This window comes from Mesorhizobium sp. M5C.F.Ca.ET.164.01.1.1, from assembly GCF_004792125.1.
Taxonomy (GTDB): domain Bacteria; phylum Pseudomonadota; class Alphaproteobacteria; order Rhizobiales; family Rhizobiaceae; genus Mesorhizobium; species Mesorhizobium wenxiniae.
In genome coordinates this window covers 821,763-846,410 of sequence record NZ_SRTG01000002.1, presented here as the reverse complement: position 1 = coordinate 846,410, position 24,648 = coordinate 821,763, and the positions used below count along the sequence as shown (strand labels likewise).

General features: G+C 62.1%; 27 protein-coding genes and 1 pseudogene. 13 read left to right on the top strand and 15 right to left on the bottom strand.

Annotated features, from left to right (window positions below; genetic code table 11):
• Positions 1 to 746: TCP-1/cpn60 chaperonin family protein (locus EN807_RS20825; protein WP_281405214.1), on the top strand; the 746-nt coding region annotated here is incomplete at its 5' end.
• 91 nt (positions 747 to 837) lie between these two features.
• Here EN807_RS20825 and EN807_RS20820 read toward each other — a convergent pair.
• Positions 838 to 1,437, bottom strand: coding sequence for a TetR/AcrR family transcriptional regulator (locus EN807_RS20820; RefSeq protein WP_135936462.1), 600 nt, complete (start codon positions 1,435 to 1,437; stop codon positions 838 to 840).
• A 210-nt stretch (positions 1,438 to 1,647) separates the two neighbouring features.
• On the opposite strand from EN807_RS20820, the gene EN807_RS20810 reads away from it, so the two are divergent.
• The 3 genes from EN807_RS20810 to EN807_RS20800 all read left to right on the top strand — a co-directional run bounded on the left by EN807_RS20810 (position 1,648) and on the right by EN807_RS20800 (position 3,400).
• On the top strand, positions 1,648 to 2,073 hold the full coding sequence (locus EN807_RS20810) for a nuclear transport factor 2 family protein (RefSeq protein ID WP_135936461.1): 426 nt from the start codon (positions 1,648 to 1,650) through the stop codon (positions 2,071 to 2,073).
• A gap of 120 nt (positions 2,074 to 2,193) precedes the next feature.
• Positions 2,194 to 2,556 (top strand): nuclear transport factor 2 family protein, encoded by a 363-nt coding sequence (locus EN807_RS20805; protein WP_065009126.1) that lies wholly within the window; start codon positions 2,194 to 2,196, stop codon positions 2,554 to 2,556.
• A gap of 181 nt (positions 2,557 to 2,737) precedes the next feature.
• Positions 2,738 to 3,400, top strand: a complete 663-nt coding sequence (locus EN807_RS20800; protein ID WP_135936460.1) for a hypothetical protein — start codon at positions 2,738 to 2,740, stop codon at positions 3,398 to 3,400.
• Between the two features lie 123 nt (positions 3,401 to 3,523).
• On the opposite strand, the gene EN807_RS20795 is transcribed toward EN807_RS20800, so the two are convergent.
• The gene (locus EN807_RS20795; RefSeq protein ID WP_135936459.1) at positions 3,524 to 4,135 is read right to left on the bottom strand and encodes a LysE family translocator; all 612 of its coding nucleotides are present in this window, start codon (positions 4,133 to 4,135) and stop codon (positions 3,524 to 3,526) included.
• 208 nt (positions 4,136 to 4,343) lie between these two features.
• Here EN807_RS20795 and EN807_RS20790 point away from each other — a divergent pair.
• Both EN807_RS20790 and EN807_RS20785 read left to right on the top strand, forming a co-directional pair.
• A pseudogene (locus EN807_RS20790) lies at positions 4,344 to 4,706 on the top strand (transposase); the annotation flags it as partial.
• A 526-nt stretch (positions 4,707 to 5,232) separates the two neighbouring features.
• Positions 5,233 to 6,531, top strand: coding sequence for an amidohydrolase family protein (locus tag EN807_RS20785; RefSeq protein WP_135936502.1), 1,299 nt, complete (start codon positions 5,233 to 5,235; stop codon positions 6,529 to 6,531).
• Positions 6,532 to 6,540: 9 nt separating this feature from the next.
• On the opposite strand, the gene EN807_RS20780 is transcribed toward EN807_RS20785, so the two are convergent.
• The 6 genes from EN807_RS20780 to EN807_RS20755 form a co-directional block, all read right to left on the bottom strand.
• A complete protein-coding gene (locus tag EN807_RS20780) occupies positions 6,541 to 6,924 on the bottom strand; it encodes a YkgJ family cysteine cluster protein (RefSeq protein ID WP_135936458.1) in 384 nt (127 codons plus the stop codon).
• A gap of 5 nt (positions 6,925 to 6,929) precedes the next feature.
• A complete protein-coding gene (locus EN807_RS35625) occupies positions 6,930 to 7,097 on the bottom strand; it encodes a hypothetical protein (protein ID WP_189522520.1) in 168 nt (55 codons plus the stop codon).
• Between the two features lies 1 nt (position 7,098).
• Positions 7,099 to 7,506 (bottom strand): hypothetical protein, encoded by a 408-nt coding sequence (locus EN807_RS20775; RefSeq protein WP_065009001.1) that lies wholly within the window; start codon positions 7,504 to 7,506, stop codon positions 7,099 to 7,101.
• Positions 7,506 to 7,733 (bottom strand): hypothetical protein, encoded by a 228-nt coding sequence (locus tag EN807_RS20770; protein WP_065009018.1) that lies wholly within the window; start codon positions 7,731 to 7,733, stop codon positions 7,506 to 7,508. Before EN807_RS20770 ends, EN807_RS20775 begins: the two co-directional genes overlap by 1 nt.
• A 303-nt stretch (positions 7,734 to 8,036) precedes the next feature.
• Positions 8,037 to 8,246, bottom strand: coding sequence for a cold-shock protein (locus tag EN807_RS20765; RefSeq protein WP_010915421.1), 210 nt, complete (start codon positions 8,244 to 8,246; stop codon positions 8,037 to 8,039).
• Between the two features lie 584 nt (positions 8,247 to 8,830).
• Positions 8,831 to 9,961, bottom strand: coding sequence for a metallophosphoesterase (locus tag EN807_RS20755; protein ID WP_189522519.1), 1,131 nt, complete (start codon positions 9,959 to 9,961; stop codon positions 8,831 to 8,833).
• A gap of 126 nt (positions 9,962 to 10,087) precedes the next feature.
• On the opposite strand from EN807_RS20755, the gene EN807_RS20750 reads away from it, so the two are divergent.
• Positions 10,088 to 10,675 carry a hypothetical protein gene (locus EN807_RS20750; RefSeq protein WP_135936456.1) on the top strand — a complete coding sequence of 196 codons (588 nt, stop codon included), beginning with the start codon at positions 10,088 to 10,090 and terminating at the stop codon, positions 10,673 to 10,675.
• A gap of 35 nt (positions 10,676 to 10,710) precedes the next feature.
• Here the strand turns inward: EN807_RS20750 and EN807_RS20745 are convergent, their stop codons facing one another.
• Positions 10,711 to 11,397: a TetR/AcrR family transcriptional regulator gene (locus tag EN807_RS20745; protein WP_135936455.1), complete on the bottom strand. Its 687-nt coding sequence runs from the start codon at positions 11,395 to 11,397 to the stop codon at positions 10,711 to 10,713.
• Between the two features lie 96 nt (positions 11,398 to 11,493).
• Here EN807_RS20745 and EN807_RS20740 point away from each other — a divergent pair, with 96 nt between their 5' ends.
• The 4 genes from EN807_RS20740 to EN807_RS20725 all read left to right on the top strand — a co-directional run bounded on the left by EN807_RS20740 (position 11,494) and on the right by EN807_RS20725 (position 15,071).
• Positions 11,494 to 12,264, top strand: a complete 771-nt coding sequence (locus EN807_RS20740) for an NIPSNAP family protein (RefSeq protein ID WP_135936454.1) — start codon at positions 11,494 to 11,496, stop codon at positions 12,262 to 12,264.
• 272 nt (positions 12,265 to 12,536) lie between these two features.
• Positions 12,537 to 13,934 (top strand): class II fumarate hydratase, encoded by a 1,398-nt coding sequence (gene fumC / locus EN807_RS20735; RefSeq protein WP_135936453.1) that lies wholly within the window; start codon positions 12,537 to 12,539, stop codon positions 13,932 to 13,934.
• 122 nt (positions 13,935 to 14,056) lie between these two features.
• Positions 14,057 to 14,479, top strand: a complete 423-nt coding sequence (locus EN807_RS20730) for a DoxX family protein (protein WP_135936452.1) — start codon at positions 14,057 to 14,059, stop codon at positions 14,477 to 14,479.
• 169 nt (positions 14,480 to 14,648) lie between these two features.
• The gene (locus EN807_RS20725) at positions 14,649 to 15,071 is read left to right on the top strand and encodes a DoxX family protein (protein WP_135936451.1); all 423 of its coding nucleotides are present in this window, start codon (positions 14,649 to 14,651) and stop codon (positions 15,069 to 15,071) included.
• A 28-nt stretch (positions 15,072 to 15,099) separates the two neighbouring features.
• Here the strand turns inward: EN807_RS20725 and ppx are convergent, their stop codons facing one another.
• Both ppx and EN807_RS20715 read right to left on the bottom strand, forming a co-directional pair.
• Positions 15,100 to 16,635, bottom strand: coding sequence for an exopolyphosphatase (ppx, locus tag EN807_RS20720; protein WP_127316471.1), 1,536 nt, complete (start codon positions 16,633 to 16,635; stop codon positions 15,100 to 15,102).
• Positions 16,635 to 18,836, bottom strand: coding sequence for an RNA degradosome polyphosphate kinase (locus tag EN807_RS20715; RefSeq protein WP_135936450.1), 2,202 nt, complete (start codon positions 18,834 to 18,836; stop codon positions 16,635 to 16,637). The genes ppx and EN807_RS20715 overlap by 1 nt, the downstream gene beginning before the upstream one ends.
• A 317-nt stretch (positions 18,837 to 19,153) precedes the next feature.
• Here EN807_RS20715 and EN807_RS20710 point away from each other — a divergent pair, with 317 nt between their 5' ends.
• Complete coding sequence (locus EN807_RS20710) at positions 19,154 to 19,399, top strand: zinc-finger domain-containing protein (protein ID WP_127316473.1); 246 nt, start codon at positions 19,154 to 19,156, stop codon at positions 19,397 to 19,399.
• Positions 19,400 to 19,415: 16 nt separating this feature from the next.
• On the top strand, positions 19,416 to 20,642 hold the full coding sequence (locus EN807_RS20705) for an FAD-dependent monooxygenase (RefSeq protein WP_135936449.1): 1,227 nt from the start codon (positions 19,416 to 19,418) through the stop codon (positions 20,640 to 20,642).
• Between the two features lie 9 nt (positions 20,643 to 20,651).
• Here EN807_RS20705 and EN807_RS20700 read toward each other — a convergent pair whose 3' ends face one another.
• The 4 genes from EN807_RS20700 to EN807_RS20685 all read right to left on the bottom strand — a co-directional run bounded on the left by EN807_RS20700 (position 20,652) and on the right by EN807_RS20685 (position 24,618).
• The gene (locus EN807_RS20700) at positions 20,652 to 21,320 is read right to left on the bottom strand and encodes a TIGR02117 family protein (protein ID WP_135936448.1); all 669 of its coding nucleotides are present in this window, start codon (positions 21,318 to 21,320) and stop codon (positions 20,652 to 20,654) included.
• A gap of 123 nt (positions 21,321 to 21,443) precedes the next feature.
• Positions 21,444 to 22,247 (bottom strand): amino acid ABC transporter ATP-binding protein, encoded by an 804-nt coding sequence (locus EN807_RS20695; RefSeq protein ID WP_065008990.1) that lies wholly within the window; start codon positions 22,245 to 22,247, stop codon positions 21,444 to 21,446.
• A 21-nt stretch (positions 22,248 to 22,268) separates the two neighbouring features.
• Entirely contained in the window at positions 22,269 to 23,426 is a 1,158-nt protein-coding gene (locus EN807_RS20690) for an amino acid ABC transporter permease (protein WP_127316476.1), read from the bottom strand.
• 4 nt (positions 23,427 to 23,430) lie between these two features.
• Positions 23,431 to 24,618, bottom strand: a complete 1,188-nt coding sequence (locus EN807_RS20685; RefSeq protein WP_127316477.1) for an amino acid ABC transporter permease — start codon at positions 24,616 to 24,618, stop codon at positions 23,431 to 23,433.
• Positions 24,619 to 24,648 lie beyond the last annotated feature (30 nt).

The following is a 24,648-nucleotide window of genomic DNA, read 5'->3' as shown; positions in this document are numbered from 1 at the left end:
ACCTCGGCATCAAGCTCGAGAATGTTGGCCTCAACATGCTCGGCCGCGCCAAGAAGGTGTCGATCTCCAAGGAGAACACCACCATCGTCGACGGCGCCGGCAAGAAGGCCGAGATCCAGGGCCGCGTGGTCCAGATCAAGCAGCAGATCGAGGAGACCACCTCGGACTACGACAAGGAGAAGCTGCAGGAACGTCTCGCCAAGCTGGCGGGCGGCGTTGCCGTCATCCGCGTCGGCGGTGCGACCGAGATCGAAGTCAAGGAAAAGAAAGACCGCGTCGATGACGCCCTCAACGCGACCCGCGCGGCCGTCGAAGAAGGCATCGTTCCCGGCGGCGGCGTCGCACTCCTGCGCGCTTCGCTGAGCATCAAGGCTGTCGGTGCCAACTCCGACCAGACCGCGGGTATCAGCATCGTGCGTCGCGCGTTGCAGGCTCCGGCTCGCCAGATCGCGGCCAACGCCGGTGCGGAAGCATCGATCGTTGCCGGCAAGATCCTCGAGAACAAGGGCCCGACGTTCGGCTTCAACGCCCAGACCGGCGAATATGGCGACATGATCGCCATGGGTATCGTCGATCCGGTCAAGGTCGTGCGCACGGCCCTCCAGGATGCGGCTTCGGTCGCCGGCCTGCTGGTCACCACCGAAGCCATGATCGCGGAGGCTCCGAAGAAGGAGGCGGCTGGCGGCGGCATGCCTGGCGGCATGGGCGGCGGCGGCATGGGCGGCATGGGCGGCATGGATTTCTAATCCAGCATTGTCTCGCATTCACGGAAAGGGCGCCGAAAGGCGCCCTTTTTGTTTGCTTTGTCTAGCGGGCTGCCCGGCTCAGACGGCGTCGTTAATGCGCCGTGTCAGCGACCTCTTTGGCAGGCAACGCACTTTCCACCAGCGCGGCGACCTCATCGGCCACCGCCAGCACCGGGGCGCGGTCGCGGGTGGCGCGCGCGATCACCATCAGCCCTTCCAGCGATGATTCGACAAGCAACGCCAGAGCGTGGGCGCGGCGCTCGGGCACCCCTGCCCTGACGAAGGCCGCTTGCAGCAAGCCTACCCATTGCTGGAAAGCCGACCGGCATAATTCGGCCAGTTCCGGCATGTCGGCCGGCGAGTCGAGCACTACGGGCGCGACCGGACAGCCAAGCGTGAACTGGTTATCCTCCAGCATGCGTGCGACCGCCTGGTAGATGTGGTGGACGGCCACCGCCGGATCCTGCTCGGCGGCGAGCGCCTCACCCATCCATTGCGTCACCTTTTTGACGCTGTCGCGCGTCACCTCGACGACCAATTGGTCTTTGCCCCCCGGAAAATGAAAATAGAGCGATCCTCTCGGCGCACCGGAGGCGCTCAAAATATCGTTGAGCGATGTGCCGTGATAGCCACGCTGCCTCAGCAGCAGCGCCGTCGCTTCGATCATGCGGGTGCGTGTATCGTTCGCCATGTCAGCCTCTGTCAGGAGTGAGCATTATAGGCCTTGCCCGCAATATGACAACCGGTCTATATATTATGTAGATCGGTCCATATATCATTTTTCATCGAAGAGGATAAAAGCGAATGACCATCCGTGAGGCAGAGGCCCAATGGCAGGGGTCGTTGAAAGAAGGTTGGGGCCGGCCGCGGCTCGGCAGCGGCGTCTTCGAAGGAGGCCGTTATGCGATCTAAGGAGACATCGGAAATCGTTCGCAGGTTCAATCAGGCGTTTCTGGAACACGATCCAGCAATCTTCGAAGACCTCATTGCCCCGGACTGCGTCATGGAGACGATTCAGCCGGCACCGGATGGCACGCGATACAAAGGTTATGACGTGAATCTGACGTTCTGGCAGACCATGGCGGCCGACCGCGTGAACCGCTTCGAGGTGGAAGACACCTTTGTGATGGGCGACCGCGCCAATATCCGCTGGCGCTTTCATTTCGGCGACGGGGGTTCGCTCCGGGGCGTCAGTCTGATCCGCGTCCGAGACGGCCGGATCGTGGAAGCCCTCGCTTACGCAAAAACTCCGGGTCAATCGGCGCCCCTGCCTGGTCGAAGCCGATCCGAACAAGCGGATCGGAGTTTAGAGGAGAGAAGAACGTAATAATCATAGCCGGACACTCTCAGGCAGGAATGGAGTCGAGCGCGACCATCCAAGTCGTAGCGCGCCTCCAGCGTCCAGCGAAGGCCAGCCGGTGGCTGCATGACTCAATGAGGTGAGAAAATGAACATCAACAGCGAAGTTACCCGCAAAATCATTGAACGTTTCCATAACGCGTTTGAGGCGCATCGCCCCGGAGATCTCGACGATCTGATTGGTCAAGGCTGCGTTCTCGAAAATACGGCGCCAACTCCAGACGGCGCGCGATACGAAGGGCGCAAGGCATGCCTCGATTTCTGGAAGGGCATCGCATCCTCTGCGAATCTTGTCTTCGAAGCAGAGGAGATTTGGGCCAGCGAGGACCGCGGGATCATCCGCTGGAAGCTCCGCTGGGGCAAGAACGAGACGGACCGGATTCGAGGGGTAAACATCATGCGCGTTCGGGGAGGAAAGATCGTCGAAGGTCTGGGATACGTGAAGGGATAGGGGAATGCCTGCTACTCGCGACCTCGCCGGCATTCCGTGGGGCTTGAGCCTCCGTCCGATGTTACGAGATCCGAGCTCGCCGGGGCAACTCACACAGCAGGTCGCAGCACAGACGCCAGACTGCCGAGGCTTGCCTGTGGCGAATTGCTGTCGTTCTCATCATTCGCTAAGGGCACCTGCCATGAGCACGACTCCTCGCCGCAGCACTACTGGTCTGCGCCAATTTCTGAATTTTGAGCAGCAGCGCAATTGGATAGAAGGCAAGACGAACTTGCGTGACGCCGACGAGCGCTCGGAGTCTATGGAACTGCGGTTCAAGTACGTCGCGCGATTTCAGAAGCTGCTTTGTCGCCCGCAGGCACAAGAAGTTCTGAAGATTCTAAGGCTCTACGGCGAAAACTGCATCCCCATCCCGCGCAAATCCGAGCGTCACTACTGGTCGGTTTCTTGTCTGCCGTCGACTTCCGACAAGCCGCTTGTCCGCGTTAATGCGAGCTGGATGGAGCTTTTCACGCTCTATGCGGACGGCGAGGGCGTCCGTGCAAGATTCCTGGTGCATCTTTCGGATTTCACCACGGACCATTCACCCGCGCGGGGCCAATTGGACGAACCTTTTCTCGAGCACTGCGTCACGACGCCAGACGACGTCGGCTGTTTCTTCCCGCGCGGCGAGGACATTTTTGGCATCAATGTGCGGGGCTCCGCCTCGATCCACAAATTCCTCGCAGCCCGCCAGGTGTTGCGCGCCATTCGGAGATTCAATCTGACGCACATGAACCGGGGGCGGAACGCCTACCAGGCGAGCCACTGCTACAGCTTGGCGGATTACTTGCTGGAAGGTTGAGTGGCTCTAGGATGCCCACCACCTTGGCGAGTTTGCCGAGGTCGGGTGGGATTAGAACATCTGCATCGAGCAGTTCGACGGCCACAGACGACCGTTGAACCAGCCAAAGTCGCCACTACGGCCCTACCGCTCGGTCAGCGCCAGTTTTGCGCCGAGCGCGACGAAGGCGCCGGCGAAGGTGCGGCGCATCCAGGTCAGTACCATCGGCCGCGACACGACATGGCTGCGGATCGAGGCGGCGAAGATGCCGTAGCCGACAAAGACGACAAACGTCAAAAGCATGAAGACGGTGCTGAGTTCCAGCATCTTCGACAGCGCATGCGGTTCGGTGGTGCTGACGAACTGCGGCAGGAAGGCGAAGAAGAAGATCGACAGCTTCGGGTTGAGGATGTTGATGAGGATGCCCGAGGTGATCACTTTGCCGGCCGAGCGCCGCGCGACATCCTGCCCGACGTTCAAGCTGCCGCTCTCTTTCAGCGTGTTCCACGCCATGTAGAGCAGGTAGGCGACGCCCAGATATTTCAGCGTCTCGAAAGCGAGCGCGCTGGTGTGCAGCAGCGCCGCCAGACCGGTGATGGCGGCCGCCATATGCGGAATGATGCCGAGCGTGCAGCCGAAAGCAGCGATGATGCTGGCGCGCGCGCCACGCGAAAGCCCGGCGCTCAGCGTATAGAGAACGCCGGTGCCGGGCGAAGCCACGACAATCAGCGAGGTCAACAAGAATTCGATGCTCAAGGATGATCCTCCGGCGTTGTTCCCTGCCGCCGGCAAGGTAGCCAGCGAACCGCGCGGGCACAAGCCAGCCCTGGGGCCAGGTAGAAGGGGTATTCGGCTTGCGCCCCTTCTCTTCTCCGACGGCGATGCAGGAAGGTGCTGCGCTTCGAGCCGATGATAGAACGTGGTCTGTTCGAACAGCCACAAGCATCAGGAAAGGAAGCGCAGCATGAAGCACTTTATCGGCCTCAATGTCGCGGTGAAAGAGACCGCCGTTTGCATTGTCGATGAATCCGGCAGGATCTGCCGCGAGGTGAAGATCGTCAGCCACCCCGACGATCTCCTCGCCATCCTGAAGGATCCTGCCTTGAACATTGAAAGGGTCGGCCTCGAGGCCGGGCCCTTGTCGCAATGGCTTCTCGGGGAGCTGACGAGTGCCGGGTTGCCGGTCATCTGCATCGAGACGCGGCATGTGAAAGCGTTCCTGAAGGCGCAGCCGAACAAGACTGATCGCAACGACGCGCGCGGCATCGCGCAGATGATGCGGGTCAACCTGTACCGCCCGGTACATGTGAAGACGCTCACGAGCCAGATCGTGAGCCGCTCGGAAGTGGGCGCCTGGTCGCGTGCCCCGACCTAAGTGACAAGACTGGAGCGACAGGGTAGCCCGTTACCAATCCTTCTCCTGGGTTCTGGGCGGCTGCCTCGCAGGAAAGACCAAGGCGAATACCCGCCCCTGGCAACGTGCTTGTCCTGGCATATGAACCGAACGGCTACTTCCCACCCATTCCGGGCGCGCTCCCTCGTCTGATCGCTTCCTCAGGCGAACCTTGCACTGCTTGCCCTGGTATCACCACGATCGGCCTGACCTTCGAACGACCCTTCACTGCGAAAGAGACCAGTCTGGAACGCTTCTTGACGACCATGTCGTATAAGCTAGAACTTGTCCTATGCGCCGTGACCACCTCCTCCTGGAGCAGGATATCGTCATGTGTCACAAATCCTTTGGATCGCAGGAGCTGACAAAAGGCGAGGTCGTGGCGCATGCCGTGTCCTGCGCCGCAGCGTTGTTCTTTCTTGCGCGCCCCGTTTTCACTTTGTTTCGCTCAGGCAGAGAAATGCTTGCGGCGGCTCTCCTGCTCGGACTTTGCGCCACCGCCAGCGCCGATGACGTGCTTTTCGAAAATGTCCGCATCTTCGACGGAAAAGGCGCCGCTCTTTCCGCTCCATCGAACGTGCTGGTCCAGGGCAATGTGATCGCGCGCATCTCGACGAGTCCCATCGAGGCTGAAGGCGCGCGGCGCATTGCCGGCTACGGGCGAACGCTGATGCCGGGGCTGATCGATGCGCATTGGCACGCAATGCTGATTGCGAGCGGCCCGGCTGAGGTAATGGGCGACGTCGGCTTCGCCAATCTTGCGGCCGGCGACGAGGCGACGGATACGCTGATGCGCGGCTTCACCACCGTTCGCGACGTGGGCGGGCCGGCGTTCGGTCTCAAGCGCGCGATAGATCAGGGGATCATAGCGGGACCGCGCGTCTATCCGTCCGGCGCCATGATCACAGTGACCAGCGGGCATGGGGATTTCCGTCAGATGAGCGACTTGCCTCGGACGATCGGCGGCTTGTTCACCCCCATGGAGAGGAACGGCGGCAGCATAGTTGTGGACAGCCCCGACGAGGTGCGTTTGCGTGCCCGCGAGCAGTTCATGCAGGGGGCTGCGTTGATCAAATTGACGGCGGGCGGCGGCGTGTCGTCGCCCCACAGCCCGCTCGACGTCACCACCTTCACCGAGCCCGAACTGCGGGCGGCCGTTGAAATTGCTGAGAATTGGGGCACCTACGTCGCCGCGCACGCCTTCACCTCGGATGCGATCCGCAAGGCCATCGCGGCTGGAGTGAAATGCATCGAGCACGGCTTCCTCATGGACGAGGCAACCGCCAGGCTGATCGCCGAAAAGGACATTTGGCTGAGCTTGCAGCCGCTTCCCGAATTGATGAGGACAGGCCTCCGGGAGGGTTCGGTCGAGCGAGCCAAGGCGGACGAGGTGTGGCCGGGCATCGGCCGGACCTACGAACTGGCGAAGAAATACAAGATCAAGACGGCGTGGGGCACGGATGTCCTGTTCTCCCGCGCGCTGGCGAAGCAGCAGGGGGCAATCCTGGCCTCGCTTGCCCGCTGGTACACACCCGCCGAAGCGCTCGTCATGGCGACCGGGACCAATGCCGAGCTGCTCGCGCTGTCGGGCCGTCGCAACCCCTATCCGGGGAAACTCGGCGTGATCGAAGAAGGCGCGCTCGCGGACCTCCTGCTCGTCGAAGGCAATCCGTTGGAGAACCTCGATCTGGTGGCCGATCCAGCCAACAACTTCAAAATCATCATGAAAGACGGCCTGATATACAAAAACACTATCTGAGGCCCGTTATCACAGCGTCGGCAGCCCATGGCTGCGACGCGCCATCAGGCAATCGTCGCCACCGGGCATGCAGGCGCGGCAGACGTCCGGTCGGACCTCGTAGATGCCGCAGGCGGTCGACTTGCCGACCTCGCCGGCAAGCGCCGAGCAACGCACGCCGTCACAGCGCATGCCCGCTTCGTCGGCGGCCACATGGTCTTGCGGGATCCGGTCGAGCTGCGCGTCATCCTCGGTCGAGAAGCGCGGCCATTCGGATGAATAGGAACAGCAGGCGCCGCAGCTCTGGCAGTCGAAGAGAGGGGCGGCTCGCTCCTCCAGAGGCGAAAAATCTCCGGCGCTCGCTAAGGCAAGCAGCCCTGACGCAACCGGATTCAGATCGGCGTTTTGCGGCAAAGGCGCTATTTTTTCTTTTTGGTCTTGCGCGACGCCACTTCTGCCGGCGACTTGAACAGATCGGTCGCGGCCTCGGCGGTAATATCGGCTTTCGGCGCGGCGGCCGGCTTGGCCAGCTTTGCGGTGGCAACGGATGCCGCCGGCTGGTCCTTGGCGGAAAATTTTATGGCCATATCAATCCTCGTCGGAGAAACGCGATGATGGCGCATTCGGGTTGCGAAGGCGGCCGATCAGCGCCGAGACCGCCGTGATGTTCATTTCCTCGGGCGACCAGTTCCTGGCCTCCTCGATGTGCCGGGGCGCCAGCTCGCGATGCGTGCTGCCGCTATAGGCGGCATCCTGATGGGTGACCCGCTCATGGGTCTTGGCATTTTCGCGGACATACTCGATCAGATAGTTCGGGCATTCGGCGCGGCCACGCACGCCGAGCCTGACCTGGGCATCGCCATGGGCGCGCTTGCAGCGCTCGAGCTTCTCGAGCACCCGGCGGACATATTCGACCGGCTTGTCGAGCTCTCCCACGACATCGGCGATGGTCGAATCGGCGGCGATCGCCTTTTGCGGGACGCGCTTGGTGGCCATCAGCGTTTGCCCACGCGCTTCGGCGAGGCTGCGAGCGCGGCGGCCGCAGCCATCTCGTCGGCTTCCTTTTCCAGGCGCAACTCGCGCAGCCGCGCGGTCTTGGCTTCCCGGGCCTCGCTGACAGCATCCTGTTCGGAAATGATGCGGTTGAGCGACATGGACTGGGTCTGGGCCTTGCTGAAGATGGATTCGGCCTGGTCGCGGGGTTTCTTTGAAGAGGCGGTCAAGGTCTTTCTCCCGGTTCGGAGCATGATGCCGCAATACGGCAGTCGGATTCAAATTGCTGAGCATCCTTAACACGTTCAAGCGAGCGCGCGGTGCTCTTTTCCAATTTGTGAAGCGCGAAATGCAAAAGGCCAGGCATTGCCTGACCTCCCGCTGAAGCGCCGCGCGTCCGGTTGAACGCGCTGACACTTCCTCATCTCCGCATGATCCTTTCTGGAAACTGATGTTTCCCGGGTCCATGCGCTGGAATGCGCCGTTCACCGGTGCCAGTACATCCGTGGTCACCGGCGAGGCTGAATTCCGTTTTAGGCCGCCTTCAACTGATCGGCGGACATCTTGCCCGACTTGTTGTCGCGGACCATCTCGTAGCCGAGCTTCTGGCCCTCGACGATGTCACGCATTCCGGCGCGCTCTACGGCCGAGATGTGGACGAAAACGTCGGCCGAGCCGTCATCAGGCTGAATAAAACCAAAACCCTTGGTGGCGTTGAACCATTTAACTGTGCCTGTGCTCATAACGAACCCTTTCCGTGGCAAATATTCGTTCGCCGTCATGCGAATGCACAAAAGCGTTTGTCTCGATTTTGATGGGGGAAGTTCGTCAAAGGCGCGCTTGGACACGCGGATAACAAAAGTCGGTCAAACAAATATCGACGAATTGCTTATGGACTTCTTTTGGCACCGTGTCAATTTTTTTGCTTTCGCCGCCCGGTCGCCGCAAGCTTGGCTGCGCAGGCAATCCGATAATGGATCTGGCGCCGAACCCGGGCCAGCGTCAGCTGTTAAAAAAATCGCACGATGCCGGGAACAATTTTGGCATCCGTGCATTTTGGGTATCGTCAGCAGTTCATGAGAGCAATCCCAGGAAAGGCTGACACAAAGGACGCCTCCCGTGCAATAAAACGCGCGAGGGGCGTTCTTTTATGGCGAGCGGCGATCGCCCCAGGCTGAAGGCGCGGCCGACAAGATCGCCGGCAAGATGCAGAAAGCTTATGGCGACATGAAGGACAAGCTCAGGAAGGTGCTCTGATCCCTGCGCCGCCGTTTCAATGGCAATGAGGAAAGCGGCTTAGGCGGCCATCCGTTTGCTTCAGTTGCCGTTACAAGTTCAGGCTTTTGGAGAAAGCGTTGGTGAAGGCGACTTCGCCATGGTCATCGACAGCTTCGCCAAGCACTATGTCCATGCTGTCGCTGGTCACCCGCGCCACCGCGAAGCCGCCCATATAGGCGGCCTTCGGCTTGAACAGATCGAGCCCATCGCTGCGGTACATCATCGGTGTCTCGTGCTGGTGGCCATGGAAGATGGCGATGACGTTGTAGCCCTTCAGCGCCGCCAGCAGCGCCTGCCGGTCCGCCTCGCTCCACCAGTGCGGCGCACCAGTGCCGTCATCGTCGAAGGTTCCTTTGGCGGCATCCCATCTTTCGATCGAAAAAATATCCCAACCATAGTGCTGGAACAGGATGACAGGGCGGCCGTCCGCCGCGTGGGCCGCCAAATCCTGCTTCAGCCATGGCAGGCCGGAGACCGCGCCGTGGCCGGTGTCGCCGACAAAACGGTGCGTCTGGACGAGATGCAGGCCGCCCCAGTCCCACGAATAGCAGTCGGTGTCGACATCGTAGTCGGTTACCGGCACCGGCGGCTTGAAGAACACGCCGGCACGATGGTTGACCTCGACATAATCGCGCATTTCGCGGCGGTACCAGTCGACGTGCTGCGGCGGGCCGTTCTGGTCGAGATCATGGTTGCCGAGTCCGACAAAGACCGGCACATGCACGCGATCGGGACCGACGCCCTGCTGGTAACGCTGGCTGAACTGGAGCAGCTGCGTGCCTTCGCTGGGCTGGGTGACCTGGCCGCCGCCGTCGTCGGTCATGTCGCCGCCGACGACGAGGCCGAGCGGCGTGCCGATGCGGCTGCCGGCTGAGCGCAGGCCGGTGGCTATGCCGTTGATTTCGGCCGGCCAGTCCTTCTCGCCGATGGCGTTCAACGCGGCGACACTGCGCAGCAAGGCGGCGTCGGTCTTGCCTTCCTGCTGACAATTGGGGCTCAGCCCGCTGGCCATGCGGCAGGCATGGACATCGGCGACGAACAGGAAGGTGGCGTCGACAGGCGGAATGCCCTGCCCGGTCCCTCCGAACGCCGGTCGCACAAGGGCGCCGGCTGCAGCAAACGCTGCCGCCTGTGCCAGGAAGCTGCGCCGGGAGAGAGATCCTGCCGAGATGCGATTCATGACGCGAGATTCAGCACAGCCGGCGCCTCTTCGTCCAGTTGGCTCGAACGGTATGTCGACACGGTGCCGCAGGTCTGGCATTCCTTTAGCGTCAGGACTCAACTTGCGCGGGCAGACGAGGACGCTATGAAGTCTATATCCATCGGCACGGCACTCACCATGCTGGCGAGCGCCGTTCATGGTGCCGAGTGTATCGACGCCAAAGCCGCCAAGGCCGGCTTCATTCTCGAAAGGCCCGGCATCCACAGCGAGTTTCGACCGGCGGCGGCTGGAATGGTGTCGGTTGCCAACGAATACCAATCCCAATCGCCGCAGACGCAGTTTCTGTTCGGCGGCCTGATCGAGGTGTTTCGCGACAGCGAGACCGGTCAGCTTGCCATGATCCCGTTTTCCGATCTCAGAAAGCTGTTTCCGCTCAAGGCCGGGGCGAAGAGCAAGACCATATTCGTCCGTCTCGCAGCAAACAAACAACCGAAGGGCATCGAGACGCTCGAGATCAACGTCAAGGGAAAGGAGACCTTCAGCCTGGGCGACTGCAAATACAACGTGCTCGCCGTGAGGCAGACGATCAAGAACGAGGCCGGCAAGACACAGGATGAATTCACCGCGCTCTACGCGCCCGACCTGCAGGCCGTTCTGGCCAGGCGCTATGACGAGGGTACCAGCGGCGAAAGCGTGGTCGGCTACGAGGTGATCAAACCACTGCCGAATTGAGTCCGGCAGGGCAGAGGGCGACTGGCGCTCCGGGATCAAAAGGCTTTGTACTGCCGCAGCACCCTGCGACGTCGCTTCGCTCCTGCTCCGCCCTTGGATGACGAAACTGGGGAAGCTCCCTGCTCCAGCGCGTTCAGGCAATCGCGCAGCACACCGGAATCCTGCGCCGTCTTGGCCATCGACATGGCGCCGGAATAGGTCGCGACCGCAAGCGCGGCGAAGCGCGGCGGATCGGTGTCCTGCTCCCTGCCCGCCTGCTGGTCGGCCCTGATCTTATCGGCGATCGCCTGGCGCCACGCCAAAAAGATGCCGGCAAGGGCAGCGCGAAAATCCGGATCGGCCAGCGACAGCTCATGCGCCAGATTGTTGAGCGGGCAGCCGCGCACGAAACCCTGTTGCGCCAGTTCCGTTGCCACGGCCTCGAACACGCTGCGCACGCCCTCGCGCGCCGAGCCTGCCGCCTGCACCGGCGCGATCCATGTTTCTTCGACGGCGGCCGCCACCCGTTCCTCGATCACCGCCAGCGCCAGCGCCTTCTTGGTCGGGAAATGATGATGCAGCGCGCCGCCGGTGACGCCCGCCGCCGCCATCAGGTCGCCGAGACTGGATGCGTGGTAGCCGCGCGCCTGAAAGGAAGCTTCGGCGACATCGAGCACGCGTTTGCGCAGGCCGTCCGGATCGTTGGTGCGTTTCCCGGGCCGCACCTTCAGGCGAGCGGTCATCTCTGCTGACATTTCCACACGATAGCAGATTGACAAAACAGGACAACCGGTCTGTCTATAAAAACAGGATGAGCACCCTGTTTTGGAGATTGTGCGATGAGCCTGCCCCCGAATGCCCCGTCGAAATCCAGCCTCAATGCCTCGCCGGTCGTCGAGCTCAGGCAATACACGCTGAAACCTGGCCGGCGGGACACGCTGATCGACATCTTCGACGGTCACCTGATCGAGGGTCAGGAAGCGGCAGGGATGACCATCATCGGTCAGTTCCGCGATCTCGACCGGCCTGACATGTTCGTCTGGCTGCGCGGCTTCGACGGTATGGAAGCGCGGAAAAATGCGCTGACCGCTTTCTACGAGGGACCCGTGTGGGCTGCCTATCGCGATGCCGCCAACGCCACGATGATTTCCTCCGACGACGTGCTGTTGCTGAAACCGGCATGGCCGGGCGCGGGCTTCGAGCTGACAGGCTCACAACGGACAGCCGTGCCGGGTTACGAAAAGCCAAGCGGACGCAATCGCTTGTCGGATATTGTTGTCATCAAGATTCACCATCTGCGGCCCGGCGCCGGGGCCGACTTCGCCAGCCGCTTCGAAACCGACGCCATTCCCACGCTGGCGGAATTTGGCGCGCGGCCACTTGCTGCGTTTGTCACCGAGCATGCCGAAAACAGCTTTCCCCGCCTGCCGGTGAGATCAGGTGAAAACGTCTTCATCAGCGTCGCCGCCTTCGACAGCGCGGACGCCCATGAAAGCGTTGAAGCCGCGCTTGCCGCGGCGCCGGCCTGGCAGGCATTGCTGTCGAGGCTAGCCAGACCGACGGAAACGCTGCGCCTATCTGCAACCTCACGATCGCTGCTTGGTCGGTGAGAGAGGAGCCTCTTCCTTCTCCCCTTGTGGGAGAAGGTGGCCGAGCGAAGTTCGGTCGGATGAGGGGTGTTCCAGCTTGGCACCGACGGCGCTCCGTCCAACACCCCTCATCCGGCTCGGCGCTACGCGCCGATCCACCTTCTCCCACAAGGGGAGAAGGAAGAGCCCCCGCTCCTTCAACCGATTTGCATCTTTGCGGCTCGCAATCTCCGCTTGAAGCCATTTCTACAACGCGATACGCCGGTGCCGAATTCGACAGACCGGAGACACAAGTGGGCGCGCCAGAGACCAGAACCGAAACCGACACGTTCGGTCCCATCGAAGTCGCCGCCGACCGTTATTGGGGCGCGCAGGCGCAGCGTTCGCTGGGCAATTTCAAGATCGGCTGGGAAAAGCAGCCGGCGTCGATCGTTCGCGCCCTCGGCATCGTCAAGCGGGCGGCGGCCGAAACCAATATGGAGCTGAAGCGGCTCGACCTGGCTATCGGCAAGGCGATCATCGAAGCCTCCCAAGAAGTTATCGACGGCAAGCTCAACGATCATTTTCCGCTGGTCGTCTGGCAGACCGGCTCGGGCACGCAATCCAACATGAACGCAAACGAGGTGATCTCCAATCGGGCGATCGAACTGCTGGGCGGCGTCATGGGGTCCAAGAAACCGGTGCACCCCAACGACCACGTCAATATGAGCCAGTCGTCGAACGATACCTATCCGACGGCCATGCACATCGCCTGCGCGGAGCGCATCGTGCACGACCTGCTGCCGGCGCTGAAGCATTTGCATGCGGCGCTCGAAGCCAAGACCAAAGCTTTCGCCCACATCATCAAGATCGGCCGCACGCATACGCAGGACGCGACGCCCCTCACCCTTGGCCAGGAATTCTCAGGCTATGCCGCGCAGGTCGCCTCGTCGATCAAACGCATCGAGATGACGCTGCCCGGCCTGCAGGAACTGGCGCAAGGCGGCACGGCCGTCGGCACCGGCCTCAACGCGCCGATCGGCTTTGCCGAGAAGGTGGCGGCGCGAATCGCTGACATCACCGGCATCGCCTTCGTCACCGCGCCGAACAAGTTCGAGGCGCTGGCCGCGCACGATTCCATGGTGTTTTCGCATGGCGCCATCAACGCCTGCGCCGGCGCCCTGTTCAAGATTGCCAACGACATTCGTCTGCTCGGCTCCGGCCCGCGCTCCGGCCTCGGCGAACTGTCGCTGCCGGAAAACGAGCCGGGTTCATCGATCATGCCGGGCAAGGTCAACCCCACCCAGTGCGAGGCATTGACGCAGGTCTGCATCCAGGTGTTCGGCAACAATGCGGCTGTGACCTTCGCCGGCAGCCAGGGCCATTTCGAGCTCAACGTCTATAACCCGCTGATGGCCTATAATTTCCTGCAATCGGTGCAGCTGCTCGCCGACGCCTCCATCTCCTTCACCGACAATTGTGTCGTCGGCATCGAGGCGCGGGAAGAGAACATCAAGGCCGCACTCGACCGTTCGCTGATGCTGGTGACAGCATTGGCGCCGACCATCGGCTACGACAACGCCGCCAAGATCGCCAAGACCGCGCATAAGAACGGTACGACCTTGCGCGAGGAAGCGCTGGCCACCGGGCTGGTCAGCGAAGCCGACTACGACCGCCTGGTGCGGCCGGAGGACATGACGCACCCCGGATGATTTTGAGCTGATCGCAAAAACGTTACTGCTGTGAACAATCTGTAACCAACTCTGCATCTTTGGTGAACAGTCGCCCTGCTCTATGTGGATGGGCAACGCAACCCTTCCGGAGAGAGCCCATCATGTCTACCAATACATCCGTTGCCGGTTCCGGCACCGTTTCCAACGCCTCGGCCACCATCCTGCTTGGCCGCGTTCTGCTTTCAGCCATTTTCGTGCTTTCCGGTTTCGGCAAGCTCACTGCGATCGCCGGCACCGCCGGTTACTTCGGCAGCATGGGCCTGCCGATGCCGACCGTAACGGCGATTGTCGTCGGCCTGATCGAGCTGCTCGGCGGTCTCGCCATCCTCATCGGCTTTCAGACCCGGATCACCGCCTGGGTGCTGGCAATCTTCACCGTCGCCACGGGACTGGTCGCCCACACCGGCTGGGCCGATCAGATGCAGATGATCAGCTTCATGAAGAATCTGGCGATTGCTGGCGGCTTCCTCGTGCTGGCTTCCTCAGGCGCCGGCGCCTATTCGGTCGACGCAAGGCGCGGCTGACGCAAGCTAGTAGCTATTGCAGCAAGGGGCGCGGAATTTTTCGCGCCCCTTTTTCGTTGTCGATCTAACGACCTTCGATTTGGCCGGGCCGAGTGGCTTGGCTCGAATTTCTGCTAAGATCGAGACGTCGGGGCGAGACAACCGGCCTGGCCGACCTCGGAGGTGACCAATGCCCCGCAATGCGCTGCTACTGCTTTCCCGACTGCTGCTCGCCGCGCTATTCGTTCCGTCCGGCTTTCACGCGCTTAGCGACATCGCCGGCACATCGGGCTATTTCGCCGGCCTCGGCTTGCCGCTGCCGACGCTTGCTGCCTGGGGTACGGGCCTGTTCGAGCTGATCGCCGGGCTGCTCATCCTCGTCGGCCTCAAGACACCTGTCGTGGCGCTTCTGCTTGCCGCCTTCTGCATCGCGGCAGGCTTCATCGGCCATTATGGCCAGGGCGGCGACGATCCGACGCTGACCTTCATGCATTCGCAGATGCTGATGAAGGACATCGCCCTATCAGGCGGTTTTCTGGCGCTGGCGATGGCTGGCGCAGGTGCCTATTCGTTTGATGGGCGGATACTTCGGATCGGTCCTGAAACGACTTGACCGGCACAAGCTGTTTGCCTGAGCCAGATTACTTGGCTGGCATATTGGGGCCGCCCTCGACCGCCAGTACCAGCCGGCGGTTGGTGACCCTTGCCAGCTGTGCCAGTCGCCCGGCCGGCCGCTCGCCGTAAAGATCGGCCAGCGACGCCGGCAGTACCAGCGCAAGCACGCCATTGCCACGGCTCTCCCATTTCAACCGCGGCATGACGCCTGGCATCGCTGCCGTCAGCAGGTAAACGACGCGCATCACGGCGGCCAGCACGCGGGCGCGTTCGATATAGCGTGGCGTCGCCAGTGCCTTGATTTCCGGCGCGATCGATTCGTTGAAGATGCCCTCATGACGGTAGGCGTTGGCCAGCGCCAGGAAGGCGCGGCCGGGATGGTCGACGCCGATGAAGGAGGCGTGGGCAATGATGTTGAGCGATTGCTTGCCGCGATATTCGGGATGTGCGCGCCAGCCGATGTCGGCAAGCAGACAGGCGGCCTGGCGGTAACGCGCCTCGTCGACGGTCTCCTCGATGCCGAAGGCGGCGAAGGTCTTGCCCGTCCACTCGACAAGCTCATGCGCGTGGGTGACCGAGCGCGAACGCAGCCGGGCGAGTTCCTCCGAGGCCGAGATCAGCGGATCGGCCATCTGCTCGGCTTTGTCGAGCAGCGAATAGAGAAAGCCCTCGCGCACGCCCAGCGCCGAAACAATGATCTTGGACGGCTGCATCGCCGCCATGATCTCCTGCAGCACGGTGGCGCCATAAGGCAGCAGCGAGCGGCGGTTCTTTGAGACGCCCTCGATACCCCTTATCTTCTCGATCTCGCCCTTGGCAACCTGCTTGAGGAAGTTCGTAGCGCTGTCGATGCCGATCTCGTAATGGTGCATGACGCTCAGCGGATAGGTGGTCATTTCCATGTACAGCCGGGCGAGGTTTCGCCAGGTGCCGCCAACCGCATAGAACGGCCTGCCCTGCCCGCCTTTCAGCAGCTTTGCCTTCGCGAGCTCGTCGCGCGCTATCTTTGCCGCCTGGGCCAGTGAGTTCTTGGCCATATCCTGTAGACGCAGGCCGCCCAACGGCAGCGTGATGCCGTCGCCGATTGCCTCGCCATCGACGTCGACCAGTTCGAGGCTGCCGCCGCCGAGGTCGCCGGCGATGCCGTTGGCCGGGTGGAAGCCGGAAATGACGCCAAGCGCGGAATAGTGGGCTTCCTGGCGCCCGCTCAGCACCTGGACCTCGGTCTTGAGTACGTCTTCGGCGCGGTGGATGAAATCGGGGCCGTTGACCGCCTCGCGGGCGGCGGCGGTCGCCAGTACATACATACGCTCGGCGCCGACCTGCTCGGACAGCGCGCGGAAACGCCGAAACTCCTCCATCGAGCGGGTCACCGCCTCGGGATCGAGCTTTCCGGTCGAGACGATGCCGCGACCGAGGCCGGCCAGCATCTTTTCGTTGAACAGCATGGTCGGCGAGCGCGCCAGCCCCTCATAGACGACAAGACGGATCGAGTTCGACCCGATGTCGATGATGGACAGCGGTCGGCGGTCCTGAAGCCGGCCCTGGGACGTTGAAATCATCAGCCGGTCGCTGCGGCGTTTTTCTTGCGGCGCTTGAACTGCGCGATGCGCTTGGGCGCATGCGATTTCAGCGCATCGCCGCGTCCGGAAAGGCTCGGATTGGTCATGAAATATTCCTGCGCGTTGAACGGTTCCTCGCCCTCCTCAAGCGTGGCGCGCCGGGAGGTTCCGTCAGCCAATACGTCGAAACTTTGCTGGTTGTCCATGATGTTGCCCAGCATGATCTGGCCGAGGACTTGTTCATGCACCGTTGGATTGGTGATCGGCACCATGGTTTCGACGCGGCGGTCGAGATTGCGCGGCATCAAATCGGCCGACGAGATGTAGACGACCGCCCCGTCCGAGGGCAGTCCATGGCCGTTGCCGAAACAATAGATGCGGCTGTGTTCGAGGAAGCGGCCGACGATCGACTTGACCCTTATGTTTTCCGACAGGCCCGGCACCTGGGGCCTCAGGCAGCAGATGCCGCGCACGACGAGATCGATCTCGACGCCGGCGCGGCTGGCGTCATAAAGCGCGTCGATGATGATCGGGTCGACCAGCGAATTCATCTTCATCCAGATGCGGGCCGGCCTGCCCTCCAGCGCATGGGCAATCTCCTCCGAAATGTGCTTGAGGATGCGCTTGCGCAGCGTGAACGGCGAGATGGCCAGCCGCATCTCCTCGGTCGGCTCGGCGTAGCCGGTGATGAAATTGAACAGCTGGGCGACATCGCGGGCGATCGTCGAAGCGGTGGTGAAGAAGGACAGGTCGGTGTAGATGCGCGCGGTGACCGGGTGGTAGTTGCCGGTGCCGAGATGCACGTAATTGCGTAGCTTGCCGTCCTCGCGCCGCACCACCAGCGACATTTTCGCATGGGTCTTCAGTTCGAGGAAGCCGAACACGACCTGAACGCCGGCGCGCTCGAGGTCGCGCGCCCAGCGGATGTTGGCTTCCTCGTCGAAACGCGCCTTGAGCTCGACCAGCGCCGTCACCGACTTGCCAGCCTCCGCCGCGTCGACCAAGGCGCGCACGATCGGGCTGTCGTTCGAGGTGCGATAGAGCGTCTGCTTGATTGCCACGACTTCCGGGTCGGCCATCGCCTGGCGCAGGAACTGCACCACCACGTCGAACGATTCGTAGGGGTGATGAACGATGATGTCCTTCTCGCGGATGGCAGCGAAACAGTCGCCGCCGTGCTCGCGGATGCGCTCGGGAAAGCGCGGATTATAGGGCGTGAATTTGAGATCGTCGCGGGCGATGGCGACGATCTCGGAAATCTGGCTGAGCGCCAGCGGGCCGGTGAGCACGCTGATGCGGCTCGACGAGACGCCAAGCTCGCCGGCGACGAACTCGCGCAGTTCGGCCGGCATCAGCTTGTCGAATTCGATGCGGATGACCGAGCCGCGGCGGCGGCGCTTCAGCGCCGTCTCGAACAGGCGCACGAGATCCTCCGACTCCTCCTCGACCTCGATGTCACTGTCGCGGATGATGCGGAACGTGCCGGAGCCCTTGACTTCGTAGCCGGGGAACAGCTTGCCGATATAGAGGCCGACCGCTTCTTCCAGCGTAATGAAGCGGACATGATGCTTGCGGTCGGGCAAGCGGATGAAGCGCTTCAGCGCCACCGGCAGACGCAACAGCGCGCTCATCTCCTCGCCATTCCTGCGATGGCGCAATTGCAGGGCCATCGAGAAGCCGAGATTGGGAATGAACGGGAATGGATGCGCCGGGTCGATTGACAGCGGTGTGAGCACCGGAAATACCTGCTCCTGGAAATGATCCTCGAGCCAGGTTTTCTCGTCCTTGGTCAGCCCATCGCGGCTGATGCTCTCGATTCCTTCCTTGTCGAGCAGCAGCATCAGCGCGGAAAGGCTTTTCTGCTGGTCTTCCTGCAGGCGCTCGACCTCGCGCAGCAATTGTTCCAGCTGTTGTTCGGGGGTGCGGCCGTCCGGGCTCTTCAGCTTGATGCCTTCACGAACCTGGCCGGCGAGACCGGCGACACGGACCATGAAGAACTCGTCGAGATTGGCGGCCGAAATCGACAGGAAGCGGACACGTTCGAGCAGCGGATGATTGGCGTTAAGCGATTCCTCGAGGACGCGGCGGTTGAATTGCAGCCAGGAAAACTCGCGGTTGACGAAACGGTCCGGGTTGCCGCCCTCGGGGCTCGCCACCTCGACAGTGGTGAATTCGCTCTGCACCGGCTTTAGTTCGTTCATGGTTCCTGCTCGTTTCGCACCCGCTGGCCACAGCGTCGCGCGTCTTTGCGGACGCGCAAAGGACGCTCTATCACTCTTAGCTACGCATGATCCCCAGCGAAACCGAATTCGGTTTTCGGACCATGCCTTAACCGGCTTAGCTTATCCTGTGACAGGCTTTTACGACAGTTTGATTTCATCGATCTTGCAAAGAGACAGCTTATGATCCAGATGCAATCCAGGCTACAGCGCGGCGCGCCCTTGGACGCGCAAAGGGCGCGGTGGAATTTTGATTGCGCGCATGATCCGGGGTCATGCGGCAAATGCAGGAGACGACGATGGCAAGCGGTTCCATTCCCCATTTCCAGAACGATGCGGGCTATGCGGCGATCGACATCGGCGTCAAGGAATTCATGTGCACCGGCGCCAACCCGCCTTTCGACCATCCGCATGTGTTTCTCGACATGGGCGACGACAATGAAAAGGTCTGCCCCTATTGCTCGACGCTTTTTCGCTATTCGCCAAAGCTGAAGGCGACGGAAACGCAGCCTGCGGGATGCCTCTATATCGACCAGGCCGCCTGACGCGCACGTCATCCCCATGGACGACACCCGGTCCCGGCAGGTCGTTATCGCCGGCGCCGGCGTCGCCGGACTGACTGCGGCGCTGGCATTTTCCGAGCGCGGCTATCTGGTGCGGCTGTTCGAACAGGCGCCGCGCCTCGAAGCGGCCGGCGCCGGCATCCAGCTCTCACCCAACGCAACGCGCATCCTTCGCCAGCTCCGCGTGCTCGACCGGCTCTTGCCGGCGGCGGTGCGGCCGGAGGCGGTCGTGCTCAAGGACGCCGCCACACTGCGCGAGCTGGCGCGGGTGCCGCTTGGCGAAGCAGCCGAAAGGCGCTGGCACGCGCCCTATCTCGTCGCTCATCGGGCCGATCTGCAAGACGCGCTGATGGCGCGCCTTGCCGAACAGCCGGACATCAGTCTCGTCACCGGCGCGCGCGTCGGCGGCGTCGCCGCAGGACCGCGCCATACCACGGCAACAGTCGAGATTGCCGGCAAGGCGGTCGAAGCCGACGGCTTTCTGCTGATCGGCGCCGACGGCGTTTGGTCGGCCATCCGTGCTTTTGGCGGGTTTGCGGCCAAAAGCCGGTTTTCGGGCGAGCTTGCCTGGCGCGCTACGATCAGTGCAGACAGTGTCGCGGGAGAAGCGCTTGCGGCGGTCGGCGCCGCCAATTGCGTGACCGCCTTCCTGCATCCCGGTTTTCACCTCGTCGCCTATCCGGTCAGCAACGGCACGGCGTTCAACCTGGCCGCCTTCACCACGGGCGAGATCATCGCCGAGGGCTGGTCGGGCCACGCCGACCCCAACATCCTCGTCGGCGCCATGCGTGGCACGGCGGCAGCACTGGCCCGGCTTGCCGAGGATGCCGGCCCATGGACCGCATGGCCGATCCATACGGTCGACCCGGCACAGCCTTGGACAACGCCCGCCGGCATCGCGCTGATCGGCGACGCGGCGCATGCGATGACGCCGTTTGCGGCGCAAGGCGCGGCGATGGCGATCGAGGATGCCGCAACCCTTGCCGGTTTTGTCGCCGCCTCGCCTGCCGACCCCTGGAGCGCCCTTACCGCCTGGGAAAAGGTGCGGCGCCCGCGCATCGGCAAGGTCGCCCGCCGCGGTGCCGTCAACCGTCTCGCCTGGCACGCTTCCGGGCCGGTGGCGGTCGCGCGCAACCTGTTCCTGAAGCTGCGCTCTCCGGAAAGGCTCGCCGCCGATCTCGATTGGCTTTATGGCTGGCAGGTGCCGGAAACCGTCGGACACTAGTGCCAAGCATCAATTATAAATCCGCATCGACAGGTGGAGCGAGGCCGGCAGCGGATTCCACCAGCCTGTCCGCAGGCCGGCGATACGCAGAGCCGCCGCCGTCCAGGTGTTGCAGCCAACCAGCGCGTTGAAATGGCCGTTGGCTTCGTAGAAGCGGTCGAACCTGGAATAGGCGGCATTCTCGATCAGGATCGCTCCGTTCGGCCCTCGCTGGAAACTCGCGGCGATGAAGTCGAGCAGCGCTGCAAAACGCTCCTCTCTGATGTCGAAGCCGGCGACGTCGGGGTGCGGCTCGACAATGTTTCCGGCGACATCGACATGCATCACCGATGCGTCCAGTGTCAGCGCCTTCATCACCGGCACCGCCTTCAGTTCCGACCAGGTCGGCGTTTCCAGATAGAAGGCGCGGCTGCCCCAGCCGAAGACAATGTAGCGGAGCCCAGTCATGTCGGCCGGAATGCCGTCATCGACCAGGAAATGGAAGCGCTTGCGCACTTCGTCGTCGACCGGGACAGCGATATCGGTGTGGATCGGATTTTTCAGCACCAGGATGTGCCTGGTGGCGACGGGATCGGCGGCGGCCGCCGGCAAGAGCGGTCGTGGAATGAATGTGCCCAGAACCACGGCAAGCACGATTGCCACCACCAGAATGGCGAGAAAACGCCCAAGCTTTTTCATGAGGGACGACTTTCCATGAGGGGCGGCCTTGCAACCGGGGCGCGATAGGCGGTGACAGCTCGGACCCAAAAAAAAGAGCCCGGCGGGGTTTCGGCCGGGCTCTTTTGATTCGCGTGAGAGCGATCAGTGCAGGATCTGCGACAGGAACAGTTTTGTGCGCTCGTGGCGCGGATTGTCGAAGAACTCGGCCGGTGTGTTCTGCTCGACGATCTGGCCCTGATCCATGAAGATCACCCGATTGGCGACCTTGCGGGCAAAGCCCATCTCGTGGGTGACGCAGAGCATGGTCATGCCCTCTTCGGCGAGGCCGACCATTGTCTCCAGCACTTCCTTGATCATTTCGGGATCGAGCGCCGAGGTCGGCTCGTCGAACAGCATGATGCGCGGGTTCATGCATAACGAGCGGGCGATGGCGACGCGCTGCTGCTGGCCGCCGGAAAGCTGGCCGGGATATTTGTTGGCCTGTTCCGGGATCTTGACGCGCGTGAGGAAGTGCATGGCGATTTCCTCGGCCTGCTTCTTCGGCGTCTTGCGGACCCAGATCGGCGCCAGCGTGCAGTTTTCCAGGATGGTCAAATGCGGGAACAGGTTGAAGTGCTGGAAAACCATGCCGACCTCGCGGCGAACTTCGTCGATCTTCTTGAGGTCGTTGGTCAATTCCTTGCCATCGACGATGATCTTGCCCTTCTGGTGCTCTTCCAGCCGGTTGATGCAGCGAATCATCGTCGATTTGCCGGAGCCCGAAGGGCCGCAAATGACGATGCGCTCGCCGCGCATTACCTTCAGATTGATATCCTTCAGCACGTGGAATTCGCCGTACCATTTGTGCATGGCGATGATGTCGATGGCGACATCGGTGGTGGAAACCTGCATCTTGGCGGCATTGACCTTGATCTCTTCCGCGCTGACTGCATTTTCTGTGGCCATGGAAGGTTCCCTTTTTTGTTCTTAGCGTTTGTAGCTGGTATCAAGCCGGCGTTCCGTGAACATCGAATAACGCGACATGCCGAAGCAAAACAGCCAGAAAACGAAGGCGGCGAACACCAGGCCGGACCTGGCCGTCTGCGCCGTCGCCCAGTTGGCGTCGGAGAAATTCTGTTTGACGACGCCGAGCAGGTCGAACATCGAGATGACGATGACCAGGCTGGTGTCCTTGAACATGCCGATGAAGGTGTTGACGATGCCGGGAATGACCAGCTTCAGCGCCTGCGGCATCACGATCAGGCCCATCTTCTGCCAGTAGCCGAGGCCGAGCGAATCGGCGCCTTCATATTGGCCCTTGGGGATCGCCTGCAGGCCGCCGCGTATCACTTCGGCCATGTAGGCAGCGGCAAACAGCGACACGCCGATCAGTGCCCTGAGAAACTTGTCGAAGCTGACGCCGGCCGGCAGGAACAGCGGCAGCATGACGCTGGCAAAGAACAGCACGGTGATCAGCGGAATGCCGCGCACCGTCTCGATGAAGATGATGCACAGCAGCTTGACGATCGGCATATTCGAGCGCCGGCCGAGCGCCAGCACGATACCGACTGGCAGCGACACGGCAATGCCGACGAAGGATAGGCTGAGCGTCACCAGCAGCCCGCCCCACAGCGAGGTTTCGACAAGTGGCAGGCCGAACATGCCTCCGACCAGCAGGATGAAGGCAACGACCGGCAGCGCCCCAAAGAGAAGAATGGCGTTCAGCCCCTTGCGCGGCACCTTCGGGATGAGCAGCGGCACCAGAAGCGCCACGAACAGGATGGCGACCAGGATCGGCCGCCAGCGCTCATCGATCGGATAACGGCCGAACATGAACTGGCCGAACTTGGCGTTGACGAAGGCCCAGCAGGCGCCGGACCAGCCGTCCGGCTGGATGCCGCCTTGCGCCACGGTGGCGCAGACCGTGCGGTCCGTGCCGGTCCACTGGGCACTGATGAAGGCCCAGTTGATCACTTGCGGCAGAATCATCGCGACCAGGACGATGCCGATGATGGTCAGGATCGTGTCACCGGTCGACGCGATCAGGTTTTTGCGTATCCAGGCGCCCAGTCCGCGCTCGCTTGGCGGCGCCGACTGTGCCAGCGCCATTTCGACGCGAACGAAAGAAAGATCGTGTTCCTGCATGACCCTACCTCTCCACCAGCGCCATCCTGGCGTTGACCACGTTCATGATCGCCGAGGTCAGCAAGCTTAGCGCGAGATAGACGGCCATCATGATCACCACACCCTCGACGGCCTGGCCGGTCTGGTTCAGCACCGTTCCGGCGATTGCAGTCAAGTCCGGATAGCCGATGGCGATGGCCAGCGAGGAGTTCTTGGTCAGGTTGAGATATTGGCTGGTCAGCGGCGGAATGACGATGCGCATGGCTTGCGGAATGACGACAAGCCGCAGGATCGGTCCCGCCCGCAGCCCGAGCGCAGCGGCCGCCTCGGTCTGGCCTTTGTTGACGCCCCTGATGCCGGCGCGCACGATCTCGGCGATGAAGGCGGCCGTATAGCATGACAGCGCCAAATAGAGCGACAGGAACTCCGGCCTGACCTGGAAGCCGCCAGTCAGGTTGAACGTCGATTGCTTTGGATAATCGAAGCTCAGCGGGAAACCGCTCAGCGCGTAGGCCAGCAACGGCAAGCCGATGATCAAAGCCGTCGATGTCCAGAACACAGGGAATTGCTGGCCGGTCGCCATCTGCCGCTGACGCGCCTTGCGGGCGACGAACCACGCCATGGCGATGCCGAGAAGTAGAGCAACCAGGATCAGCCAGGAGCCGTCGCCCCACACGGCACGCGGAAAATAAAAGCCGCGTTGGTTCAGAAAGGAACTGAACGGCAAATTGATGCTCTCGCGCGGCGGCGGCAGCACGGCAAGCACGCCGGAGTACCAGAAGAAGATGACCAGCAGCGGCGGGATATTGCGGAAGACCTCGACATAGATCGTGCAGATCTTCCTGATCAGCCAGTTGTGCGAAAGCCGGCCGATGCCGATGATAAAGCCGATGAGGGTCGCGGTGATGATGCCGGCGACGGCAACAATCACTGTGTTGAGAAAGCCGACCAGAATGGCGCGGCCATAGGTCGAATCCGACGAATAAGCGATCGCGCTCTCACTGATGTCGAAGCCGGCGCGGCTGTTGAGGAAGCCAAAACCGGAAGCGATGCGCAGGCGCGTCAGATTGGCAATGACGTTTTGGGCGATCCACCAGACCAACGCCACCAGCACGATGACGACCACCGCCTGGAAGAATATGCCGCGGATCTTCGGATCATTGATGAAGGAGCCGCGGCTTGGCTCCTCGCGAAGAATTTCCTGCGATGCCATTCGACCATCCCCTGGAAAGAGAAACCGGAA